The sequence below is a fragment of the Nocardiopsis sp. RV163 genome, assembly GCF_001029525.1.
GTDB lineage: Bacteria > Actinomycetota > Actinomycetes > Streptosporangiales > Streptosporangiaceae > Nocardiopsis > Nocardiopsis dassonvillei.
In genome coordinates this window covers 35,961-47,254 of sequence record NZ_LEKI01000025.1, presented here as the reverse complement: position 1 = coordinate 47,254, position 11,294 = coordinate 35,961, and the positions used below count along the sequence as shown (strand labels likewise).

Here is an 11,294-nt window from a genome sequence, read left to right as displayed (position 1 = left end):
CTCCCGGGACCGGGCGGCGGCGCGGCCCCCGCCCGGTCCCGGCCGGTGTGCCCTACCACCGCGTCCTCGCCCACGAGAAGCGGCGCGTCTGGCGCGGCGTCGCCGCCCTCGCCCTCTTCGTCGGCGGGATGCTGGTCTTCTCCTTCGCCGTCGGGCTCCTCGGCGCGTTCGTCGACCTGGCGCTCGGCCGCTCCAGCGTGATGCTGGGCGGAGACGAGTTCACCCCCGTCGCCCAGGCCTCCGCCCTGCTCGGGCTCGCCCTGCTGCTGCCGTGGAGCATGCTCCTCCAACGGTGGCTCTACGGCGTGCGGGGCACCTCGCTGCACTCGGTCCGGTCGCTCTTCCGAGCCGACGTGTTCGGGCGGACCCTCCTGGTGATCCTGCCCGTCTGGACGGTCTACATGGCCGTGTTCTCGGTCTTCACGCCCTATCCCGAGACATCCTGGCTGTTCGCCGACCTCATCGCCATGTTCGCCGTCATCCTGCTGCTGGCGCCTTTGCAGTCGGCCGGTGAGGAGTACGGTTTCCGCGGGCTCGTCTTCCGTGTCGCCGCGAGCTGGGGCCGGAGCGCGCGCACCGGCCTCGTTCTCGGCGTCCTCGTGTCGAGCCTGCTGTTCATGCTGGCCCACCTGGCCTTCGACCCGTGGCTCAACCTGTACTACTTCACGATGGGCGTCGCCCTCGCCCTCATCACGTGGCGCACGGGCGGTCTGGAGTTCGCCGTGGTCGTCCACGCGGTCAACAACACGCTCGCCTTCCTCATCACCGTCATCACGCGCACGGACGTCATGGAGGGGATGGACCGGTCGATGGGCGCCGGGTCGCCCGTCATGCTCGTGCCCTGCGTCCTCCTCGCCGCGGTCACGGCCGCGGTGTGGCTGCGCACGCGAAGGACGGGACCGGAGGCGACGCCCGCGGAGCGGGCCCCGGCCCCTGCGGAACGGAACGCGTGATCGGTCAGGGGGAAGCGGGCCCTGTCCACGGGCCCGGTCCGAGTACCGGGCGGGAGCGTCGGACCCGGGGCGCACCCGTTCTCCGGGTTCGGGGGCGGACCCTTGGCGGTCGGCTACTCGGCGGCGGCGTGCGCCCTGGAGGCGGGGACCCTCATGCCGCGGTCGCGGGCGTAGTCGGCGAGCATCTCGCGGAGCTGGCGGCGGGCGCGGTGCAGCCGGGACATCACCGTCCCCAGGGGCGTCCCCATCCGCTCGGCCACCTCCTTGTAGGCGTAGCCCTCGATGTCGACGAGGTAGATGACCTCCTGGAACTCCTCGGGCAGACGGGCGAGCGCCTGCTTGATGTCGGAGTCGGGCAGGTGGTCCAGGACCTCATTCTCGGCCGACCTCATGCCGGACGACGTGTGCGCCTCGGCGGCGGCGAGCTGCCAGTCCTTGATCTCGTCGGTGGTCTCCTGGCGCGGTTCGCGCTGCTTCTTGCGGTAGCTGTTGATGAAGGTGTTGGTCAGGATCCGGTAAAGCCAGGCTCGCAGGTTCGTACCCGCGCGGAACTGGTGGAAATTCGCGAAGGCCTTGGCGAAGGTCTCCTGCACGAGGTCCTCCGCGTCGGCGGGGTTGCGGGTCATCCGCAGGGCCGTGGGGTAGAGCTGGTCGGCGAACGGCGTCACCGCGGTGGCGAAGTCCAGCGCCTGCTCCCCGTCGCGGGTCTCACCGGTCGTGGAGGCCTGGTCCATTTCGATAGTCGTCAAGATTCCCCCTCAGGACGACCGGACGGTCACTTCCACTCTGTAAGACGCCGCCGAAGGCCTCCAATGATGACATCAATCCGCGTGATACGAGTCACGGGACCCCCGAAACAGTCACCGGCACTGTCCAACGTGGGGTAAAGGCCCGGCGCGCCTCCTGGTCAGGATGCCTACCCGTTTGCGCGTGCCGTACGCTTGCGACGTTCCCCTCCCCGCCGGTCCGGGGAGGCGGCCCGCCCGCCGCAGGCACGTGCGGCACACCCCTTTTCCTTGTGGAGGACCCTGTGGCCCGCGTCGTTGTTGACGTCATGCTCAAGCCCGAGATCCTGGACCCCCAGGGCCAGGCCATCGCCGGGGCCTGCTCCCGGCTGGGCTTCGAGGGGATCGAGCAGGTCCGCCAGGGCAAGCGCTTCGAGGTCGAGGTGGAGGGCGCTGTGGACGAGGCCAAGCTCGCCGACGTCCGCCGCCTGGCCGAGACCCTCCTCGCCAACACCGTCATCGAGGAGTACAGCGTGCGCGTGGAGGACTGACCTCCGGGCATGTGATCCGGAGCACCTCTCGCGCCGCGCCCCACCCGGAATCCGCCGCCGCAAACCCGCGGAGAAACCCGCGGGAATTCGTCCGCACGGCCTCCGACGTGCCCGGGACTCCGGAGAGAACGACCGCTTCCCCGCCGGGGACGCGGTCGTTCGTTTTACTCCGCACGCCCTCGGGGAAGGTTCCTAACATGCCGGGATGAACACGACGACGGAGCACGAGAGGTGTACGAATGGACGCCGATTTCTCGATCTCCCTCCCCAGGCAGGCGTACACGGTCGCCGTCGCACGTGATGTGCTGGGCACCCTCCTCGTTCGCGCGGGAGTGTGCCGGGACTGCGTCGACGACATCCTCCTGGCCGTCTCCGAGGCCTGTGCCAACGCGATCGACCACGGCGGACCGGTCTGTGACTACAGGGTCGAGGCGGAGATGGGCGGGCGATGGTGTGAACTGCGGATATCCCATACCGGGAGAGCGCCCGATCCCGTGGCGCTCGCGGAGCGGTTCACCACTGACCACACGCCCCTCCCCGGTCTGGAAGCGGAATCGGGCAGGGGCATTCTGCTGATGCGCTACCTCATGGACGAGGTCGCCTTCGAGGGGGAACCGAAGACGACGGTCCTGCTGCGCAAGCGGCTCACGGCTTGCGACGAACCGCCGGAGGAGAGAGCCGCCGAGCGGGTGCCGGACCAGCGCTACGCCATGATGTGAGCAGGCCGGGCCGCGTGTTCCCCGGCCCCGGGGCGCGGCGGCCGGGGCCGAGACCGCGCCGACCGCGCGCGTGCCCGCCGCCCCGCAGCGAGCGCGGGCCGCTCCCGTGACGCATCACACAGGGCCCTGCCCACAGCACCGGTCCCGCCTGTGGAATGCCACACCGGAACGCGGCGGGTGACCACGGGAGTTCGGAGCATCCTCCAAGGAAAAGGCCCCCGAGGGGCTCCGCCGTCGTACCCGACCACAGGTGAGCGGGTACGCTGCGGAGTGCGGACGCACCGTCCCCAGGGACGGGGCCAGGCAGCGGCGTCTCCCTCGCCGCACTCTCCCCGTGCACGCGGGGACGGACTCGACCCGATCTCTCGGAGTGTGCTCATGACAGCCCGTGTGGGCGTCGTCACCTTCCCCGGCTCCCTCGACGACAAGGACGCCGCGCGCGCCGTCGCGCTGGCGGGCGCCGAACCCGTCCCGCTCTGGCACGCGGACGCCGACCTCAGGGGCGTCGACGCCGTGGTCCTGCCCGGCGGCTTCTCCTACGGGGACTACCTGCGCTGCGGGGCCATCGCCCGGTTCGCCCCCCTGATGTCGGAGCTGGTCCCCGCCGCCCGTTCCGGCGCGCTGCCGGTCCTGGGCATCTGCAACGGCTTCCAGATCCTGTGCGAGAGCCACCTGCTGCCCGGAGCCCTGACCCGCAACTCCTCGCTGCGGTTCGTCAACCGCGACCAGGTGCTGCGCGTGGAGAACACCGGCACCGCGTGGACCGGCGCCTACACCGAGGGCCAGGAGGTCCTGGTGGTGCTCAAGAGCGGAGAGGGCAGCTACGTCGCCGACGAGCACACCCTGGACGAGCTGGAGGCCACCGGCCGCGTCGTGGTCCGCTACGTCGGCGGCAACCCCAACGGCTCCCGCCGCGACATCGCCGGGATCACCAACGAGCACGGGAACGTCGTCGGCCTCATGCCGCACCCCGAGCACGCCGTCGAAGCGCTCACCGGCCCCTCCGACGAGGGCCTGGGCTTCTTCTCCTCGATCCTCGCCCACCTGGCCGCCGGTTCGCCGGTGAACGCCTGAGCCGCATCCCGAACTGGAGGGTTGGCCGATGATGGGGCTGCTGCGCTCCAGAAGGACGATGTTCGTCCTCGTGGGGCTGGTCGTGGTCGGACTGGTGGTGTCCGCGGGCATCGGCCTGTTCAACGCCATCGGCTCGGCGCCCGTCGCCTCGCCGCCCCCTCCCCAGGGCCAGCAGGACGGGGGCCGGGACGGCGCCCCGCCCCAGGACCCGCCGCCGGACGCGGACGTGCTCGGTCAGGCGCCCTCCGGTCTGAGCTACGTCTCCGACCCGGAGGCCGACGTCTACTGCGAGGGCACCGAGTGCGTCCGGCTGGTCATGGTCATGACCGAGGACGGTGAGCTGACCGAGGACTCGCGCGAGACCGTCGACACGGTGGTCTCCCACCTCCTCGGCCGGGGCTGGGAGGAGCAGGAGCCCCAGGGAGCGCCCGCGGAGCAGGTCTTCCTCAGCGACGGCGAACACATGCTGGCCGACACCTCCGCCCACGACGAGCCCGAGTCCCCGGCGACGCTGATGCTCGGCGACGCGAGCGGGCCCCGAACGCCCTGAACCGACCTTCCGCGCCGTTGGTCGGACGCCACGGCCCGGCTTCCACCCGCACACCCCGAACGGAACCACGCATGTCTGAAGCACCTGGTCTCGACACCGTCGCCGTGGCGCACGACAACCCCGACACACCCCAGCCGTACGCCGAACTGGGCATGGCCAAGGACGAGTACGAGCGGGTACGCGAGATCCTGGGCCGCCGCCCCACCTCCGCCGAGCTGGCCATCTACTCGGTCATGTGGAGCGAGCACTGCTCCTACAAGTCGTCCAAGGCGCACCTGCGCCAGTTCGGGGAGAAGGCGCCCGAGAACGACGCCCTGCTCGTCGGCATGGGCGAGAACGCGGGCGTGGTGGACGTCGGCGACGGCCGCGCGGTCACGTTCAAGATCGAGTCGCACAACCACCCCTCCTACGTGGAGCCGCACCAGGGCGCGGCCACCGGCGTGGGCGGCATCGTGCGCGACATCCTCACCATGGGAGCCCGCCCCGTCGCGGTGATGGACGCGCTGCGGTTCGGCCCGGCCGACGCCGACGACACCAAGCGGGTACTGCCCGGCGTGGTGTCGGGGATCTCCTTCTACGGCAACTGCCTGGGTCTGCCCAACATCGGCGGTGAGATCGGCTTCGGAGCCGGGTACATCGGCAACCCGCTGGTCAACGCCCTGTGCATCGGCGTGATGCGGCACGAGGACATCAAGCTGGCGCAGGCGCCCGGCCCGGGCAACAAGGTGGTGCTGTTCGGCTCCACCACCGGCCCCGACGGGATCGGCGGCGCCTCGGTGCTGGCCAGCGCCACCTTCGACGACGAGTCGCACGCCAAGCGGCCCAGCGTGCAGGTCGGCGACCCGTTCATGGAGAAGCTGCTCATCGAGTGCAGCCTGGAGCTGTTCGAGAAGGACCTGGTCGTCGGGATCCAGGACCTGGGGGCGGCGGGCGTGTCCTGCGCCACCACCGAGCTCGCGGCGGGCGGCACCGGCGGCATGCGCGTCCAGTTGGACCGGGTCCCGCTGCGCGACCACCGGCTCACTCCCGAGGAGATCCTCATGAGCGAGTCGCAGGAGCGCATGATGGCGATCGTCGAGCCCGCGAAGCTGGACGAGTTCCTGGCCATCTGCGACAAGTGGCAGATCCTGGCCACCGAGATCGGCGAGGTCACCGACGTGACCCCCGAGGAGGCCGAGCGCGGCGGCCGCCTGGTGATGACCTGGCACGGCGAGACCGTGGTGGACATGCCGCCGCGGACCGCCTCCGACGAGGGTCCCGTCTACCAGCGCCCGTACGCGCGCCCGGCCTCGCAGGACGCGCTCCAGGCCGACGACGCCGGGAAGCTGCCCCGGCCCTCCGACGACGCAGAGCTACGCGAGCAGGTACTGCGCGTACTGGGCGCCCCGGGCGTGGGCGACCCGACGTGGGTCACCCAGCAGTACGACAGCTACGTGCGCGGCGACACGGTGGTCTCCACCCCGCACGACGCCGGGATGATCCGCGTCTCCGACGACTCCCAGCGCGGCGTGGCCCTGGCCACGGACGGCAACGGCCGCTTCACCCGGCTGGACCCGTACACGGGCACGCAGCTCGCCTACGCCGAGGCCTACCGCAACGTCGCCGCGACGGGCTCGCGCCCGCTGGCCGTGACCAACTGCCTCAACTTCGGCTCGCCCGAGGACCCCGGGGTGATGTGGCAGTTCGCCGAGTCCACCCGCGGGCTGGCCGACGCCTGCCAGCAGCTCGGCACTCCGGTGACCGGCGGAAACGTGAGCTTCTACAACCAGACCGGTGACGTGGCCATCAACCCGACCCCGGTGATCGGTGTGCTCGGCGTGATCGACGACGTGCGCACCCGGCTGCGGACGGCGTTCGACACCGAAGGCGCCCGGGTGTTCCTGCTGGGCGAGACCCGGCCGGAGTTCGGCGGCTCGGCGTGGGCCGACACGGTCCACTCCCACCTGGGCGGGCTGCCGCCGAGGGTGGACCTGGCCGCCGAGGCCGCCCTGGGCGAGGTGCTGGCCGCATCCGCCGAGCGGGGCCTGGCCGAGGCCGCGCACGACCTGTCCGACGGCGGCCTGGCGGTCGCGCTGGCCGAGTCGGCGATGCGCGGCGGCCGGGGCGTGCGGGTGACCGTGGACGGGGACGTGTTCACCGCCCTGTTCAGCGAGTCCGGTGCCCGCGCGGTCGTCGCGGTGCGGCCGGGCGAGGAGGAGGCGTTCGTGGCGCTGGCCAACGAGCACGGCGTGCCGGTGGAGCAGATCGGCGTCGTGGGCGGCGAGGCCCTGTCGGTCACCCACCCCGGCGGCGCCGTGGAGATCGCGCTGACCGACCTGCGCGCCTCCTACGAGGCGGCCCTGCCCGCCCTGATGGACGGCGTGTGACACTGACCGTTCGCGGCGGGGGCGTCCTTCGGGGCGCCCCCGCCGCGTCGTCTCGGCCGCCCCCCATCCGCTCGTCACCGAAGTCGGCGACGACCACCGGGGCCCGCGCCCAGCGCGGAGACGTAGCGGTCCAGGACGTCCCCCTACCGGACCCGGTGGCCGCTCCCGCGCCTTCGTGTACGGCGCCGGAGGAGGTTTTCCGCGTGGTTGCCGCTGGCTGGGTAGGGGACCGGGAAGGAGAGGGGACCGGGCCCCCGCGGCACGCGCGGAGCGCCCGGAGGCCGAGGAGCGTACGGCGACGGAAGGGAGCGGGTCATGCGACGCGGCAGGTTGAAGGGCCCCCTGGGCAGCCACGAGCGTCCGGCGAGCGCCCTGGGTTTCCGTGCGGTGCTGGCCGTGTTCGGCGCCCTGGTACTGCTGTCCGGCGCGATCGCCGCGTACGTGTGGACCGACCAGGCCTGGCTGGTCGTACTGCTCGGCGCGGGCTTCGTCGCCGCGTGCGTGAACGTGTACTGGGTGTCCAGGCGCCGCAGGTACGAGCACCGCTCCCCCTGACGGTCAGGGGACCGGGGTCAGCGCGACGGCCACCGGCCGGTGGTCGGTGGTCGGAGTACGGTGCGTCCGGGTCGGCCGTATCGCCGGGCGCCGGGTCGCCGGTGCGCGGGACGTGGTCGACCTGCCGTTCGGAGCCGGTCTCCCCGGCGGGGTGGGGAAGGGACGCGCGTTCCGGAGGGCGTCGAGCGGTCCGCGCCCGGTGAGCGGGCCCCACACCGGGTCGTCCAGCTCTGGTGCGACGACCGTGGAACGGGTTCCGACCGCGAGCGATACGGCCATGTCATCGACGACGTCACTCGTGTTCGACGCGCCGAGGACGACTCCGACGCGCTTCGCCGCGACCTCGTCGGTGCCCACCGTCTCGCAGCCCTCGGTGATGCGGTCCAGTCCGGCCTGAGGTGGTCCTCCTCGCCGGGTCAGCGCGAGAAGGACAGCGGGCGGCAGAGGACGCCGGCCCGCTTCGGACCCCTCGCGACAGCAGCTCCGCACCCGGCCCCGGGGGTCGGCTTGCGCCGCGCCTTCGGGTTCTCCCGCGCACGGGAATCGGCGGCCCCGGACACGGGGGCGCTCACCGCGCGTCCTCCCCGGCCAGGGCGTCCTGGCGGATGAGGTCGGCGGCGCGCTCGCCCAGGGCCAGGACCGTGACCATGGGGTTGGGCGTCGGCAGGGTGGGGAACACCGACGCGTCGGCCACACGCAGGCCGCGCAGCCCGCGCACGCGCAGGCGCGGGTCGACCACGGCGCCGTCGTCGTCGGCGGCGCCCATCCGGCAGGTGCCCGCCGGGTGGTAGACGGTGTGGGCGGCGCGGCGGCCGTACTCGGACAGCTCCTCGTCGCTCCGCACACCGGGGCCGGGGGCGACCTCCCTGGTGATCCAGGACCGGAACGGCTCGGTGGCGGCGACCTCGCGGGCGATCCTGAGGCCGTCCACGATCGTCCTCTCGTCGTAGCCCTCGGGATCGGTGAAGTACCGGAAGTCCAGCGCTGGCTTCTCACCGGGGTCAGCGCTGGTGAGGCGGAGTTTGCCGCGCGAGCGCGCGCGGGGGACGTTCGGCGTCATGCAGACCGCGTATCCGTCGGGCGGGGACTCGTAGCCCAGCCGCTTCGTGTTGTCGTCGAAGGGGACCTGGTAGATGTGGAACATCAGGTCCGGGCGCGGGTCGGAGTCGTCGCGCCGCACGAACAGGCCCGCGTCGGAGTGCATCACCGTGTTCGTCGGGACCGGCCTGCTGGTCTCCCACATGATGATCGACTCGGGGTGGTCGAGCAGGTTCTCGCCGACGCCGGGCAGGTCGTGGCGGGGCTCGACGCCCACCTCTCGCAGTTCATCGGCGTTGCCGACCCCCGAGAGCATGAGCAGCCGGGGCGAGTCGACCGCTCCCGCGCACAGGATCACCTCGCGGCGGGCGCTGACGGTGGTGCGCGCGCCGTCCGCGTCCGCGGCGCTGACCCCCGTGGCGCGGTCGCCGTCGAACAGCAGCCGGTCCACCCGGGTCTCCAGCATGACGGTGAGGTTGTCGCGCACGTCCATGATCGGGTGGAGGTAGGCCACCGAGGCCGAGGAGCGGTGGCCGGTGTAGGGGTCGTAGGCGATGGACAGGAAACCCGCCCCGCACGTGAACCCGCCTCCGTGCGAGGTCAGGGCGTTGAAGTCCTCCACCACCGGGACGCCGGCCGCCTCGGCCGCCGAGGCCACCCAGTCCTTGACCATGGTGTTGCGGTCCTTCTCGGCGACAGGGACGATGTTGCACCTGATCCGGTCCGCGTAGGACTGCACGGTGGCGTTGTCCCAGCCCTGGGCGCCCGCCGCGACCCAGTCGTCCAGGTCCTCGGCGAACGGCCGGAAGCTGATGAGCGTGTTGTGCGAGGAGCACCCGCCGAGCACGCGGGCCCGCGAGTGCAGGATGTGGGAGTTGCCGCGCGGCTGCTCGACGGTGGTGTAGCCGTAGTCGAGCTCCCCGTCCAGGACGCTCAGCCAGTCGCGCAGGCGCAGGACGTGCTCCAGGCCGCGGTCGTCGGGGCCGCCCTCGACCAGGCACACGGTGGTGCCGGGGTCCTCGGTGAGCCGGTTGGCGATCACCGATCCCGCGGTGCCGCCTCCCACGATCACGTAGTCATAGGTGCTCTCGGTCGGGTCCACGGTCCGGTTCCTCTCGTCGCTCGTCACCGTCAGCCGAACCAGCGCTGCGGTTCGGGGGACAGGTTGCGGTAGACGTGCTTGGCCTCGCGGTACTCGTCCAGACCCGCGAGCCCGAGTTCGCGGCCGATCCCGCTGCGGCCGTAGCCGCCCCACTCGGCGCCGGGGAAGTAGGGGCCGTAGTCGTTGATCCAGACGGTGCCGTGGCGCAGGGCCGCCGCGACGCGCTCCCCGCGGGCGGTGTCGTCGGTCCAGACGCCGCCGGAGAGGCCGTAGTCGGTGTCGTTGCCCAGCTCGACGGCCTGCTGCTCGGTCTCGAAGCGCTCCACGGTCACGACCGGGCCGAACACCTCGGTCTGGACGATGTCCATGGCCCGGTCGCAGTCGACGAACACGGTGGGCCGGTAGAAGTAGCCCTGCGCGAGGTCCGGGTCGTCGGGCCGCCTGCCCCCGGCGATGATCCGGGCGCCCTCCTCGACACCGCGCGCGACCGCGGCCTCCACCTTGGCGCGGTGCTCGGCCGACACCAGCGGGCCGCAGCGCACGCCCTCGTCCTGCCCGCGGCCGATGCGGATGGCCTCGGCCCGGCGGGCGAGTTCGGTGGTGAAGGCGTCGTGGACGCCGTTGTGCACGATGAGGCGGGCCCCGGCCGAGCAGACCTGCCCGGAGTGGAAGAACGCGGCGCTGAGCGCGTAGTCCACGGCGGTGTCCAGGTCCACGTCCGGGAAGATGATGTTGGGGTTCTTGCCGCCGAGTTCCAGGGCGATCTTCTTGACCGTCTCGGAGGCCGCCGCCATGATCCGCCTGCCGGTGGCCAGACCGCCGGTGAAGGAGACCAGGTCCACGTCGGGGTGCTCGGACAGCGGGGCGCCCGCGTCGGGCCCGCTGCCCGTGACCAGGTTGACCACCCCCGCCGGGACTCCCGCCTCGGTGGTGAGCTCGACCAGCTTGGCGGTGGTGACCGGTGTGATCTCGCTGGGCTTGACCACCATGGTGTTGCCCGCGGCCAGGGCCGGGGCCATCTTCCAGGCGAGCTGGAGCAGCGGGTAGTTCCAGGGCGTGATCATGCCGCAGACGCCGACGGGCTCGTAGACCACCTTGCTGTGCACGCCCTCGGGCGCGGAGACCAGGCGGCCCGCGTCCTTGTCGGCGAGACCGGCGTAGTAGCGGAAGACGCCGGTGACGTCGTCGACGTCGATCCCGCCCTCCTCGATGGTCTTGCCGGTGTCGAGGGACTCCATGACCGCGATCTCCTCGCGGTCGCGCTGGAGCAGGTCCGCGATGCGGTCGAGGACGCGCCCGCGCTCCCCCGCGGGCGTGCGGGGCCACTCCCCGCCGTCGAAGGCGCGGCGGGCCGCGGCGATGGCCTCCTCGGAGTCGGCCCTTCCGCCCTCGCTGACGATGGTCAGGACGGAGGCGTCGGCCGGGTTCAGGATCTCCCGCACCCGGCCGTTGCCGGCCGCCCGCCAACGACCGTCGATGTAGATGCTGGTGGCCGTCGCCGACCCCGGTTCCGCCAGGTACGGCACGGACGGCAGGGTTGCGTAGAGCTCGCTCACGGGTCCGGTTTGCCCCGGATCGTTAGTCACAAACAGCCTCGTCTCATCCGACTCTTCCGCCATGTCCGCCCTGGAGACCGGACCGATCTTCGGGGACGGCCCGGC

General features: G+C 72.0%; 10 protein-coding genes. 7 read left to right on the top strand and 3 right to left on the bottom strand.

Annotation, left to right across the window (positions count from 1 at the left end; all coding sequences use genetic code 11):
• Positions 1-953: CPBP family intramembrane glutamic endopeptidase (locus ABD54_RS07425; RefSeq protein WP_047868679.1), on the top strand; the 953-nt coding region annotated here is incomplete at its 5' end.
• A gap of 113 nt (positions 954-1,066) precedes the next feature.
• Here ABD54_RS07425 and ABD54_RS07420 read toward each other — a convergent pair.
• Positions 1,067-1,702, bottom strand: a complete 636-nt coding sequence (locus tag ABD54_RS07420) for a sigma-70 family RNA polymerase sigma factor (RefSeq protein ID WP_047868673.1) — start codon at positions 1,700-1,702, stop codon at positions 1,067-1,069.
• 281 nt (positions 1,703-1,983) lie between these two features.
• On the opposite strand from ABD54_RS07420, the gene purS reads away from it, so the two are divergent.
• From purS to ABD54_RS07390, 6 genes are all read left to right on the top strand, one after another.
• Entirely contained in the window at positions 1,984-2,229 is a 246-nt protein-coding gene (gene purS, locus ABD54_RS07415) for a phosphoribosylformylglycinamidine synthase subunit PurS (protein ID WP_013156400.1), read from the top strand.
• 239 nt (positions 2,230-2,468) lie between these two features.
• A complete protein-coding gene (locus ABD54_RS07410; protein ID WP_047868672.1) occupies positions 2,469-2,948 on the top strand; it encodes an ATP-binding protein in 480 nt (159 codons plus the stop codon).
• Between the two features lie 378 nt (positions 2,949-3,326).
• Positions 3,327-4,022: a phosphoribosylformylglycinamidine synthase subunit PurQ gene (purQ, locus tag ABD54_RS07405; RefSeq protein ID WP_047868671.1), complete on the top strand. Its 696-nt coding sequence runs from the start codon at positions 3,327-3,329 to the stop codon at positions 4,020-4,022.
• A 28-nt stretch (positions 4,023-4,050) separates the two neighbouring features.
• Positions 4,051-4,572, top strand: a complete 522-nt coding sequence (locus ABD54_RS07400) for a hypothetical protein (RefSeq protein ID WP_047868670.1) — start codon at positions 4,051-4,053, stop codon at positions 4,570-4,572.
• Positions 4,573-4,643: 71 nt separating this feature from the next.
• Entirely contained in the window at positions 4,644-6,938 is a 2,295-nt protein-coding gene (purL, locus tag ABD54_RS07395; RefSeq protein WP_047868669.1) for a phosphoribosylformylglycinamidine synthase subunit PurL, read from the top strand.
• Positions 6,939-7,253: 315 nt separating this feature from the next.
• Entirely contained in the window at positions 7,254-7,493 is a 240-nt protein-coding gene (locus ABD54_RS07390) for a hypothetical protein (protein ID WP_047868668.1), read from the top strand.
• 568 nt (positions 7,494-8,061) lie between these two features.
• Here ABD54_RS07390 and ABD54_RS07380 read toward each other — a convergent pair.
• Together ABD54_RS07380 and ABD54_RS07375 are read right to left on the bottom strand one after the other, a co-directional pair.
• On the bottom strand, positions 8,062-9,633 hold the full coding sequence (locus ABD54_RS07380) for a GMC family oxidoreductase (RefSeq protein ID WP_047868678.1): 1,572 nt from the start codon (positions 9,631-9,633) through the stop codon (positions 8,062-8,064).
• Positions 9,634-9,662: 29 nt separating this feature from the next.
• Positions 9,663-11,159 carry an aldehyde dehydrogenase family protein gene (locus ABD54_RS07375; RefSeq protein ID WP_394324532.1) on the bottom strand — a complete coding sequence of 499 codons (1,497 nt, stop codon included), beginning with the start codon at positions 11,157-11,159 and terminating at the stop codon, positions 9,663-9,665.
• Between the last annotated feature and the right edge of the window lie 135 nt (positions 11,160-11,294).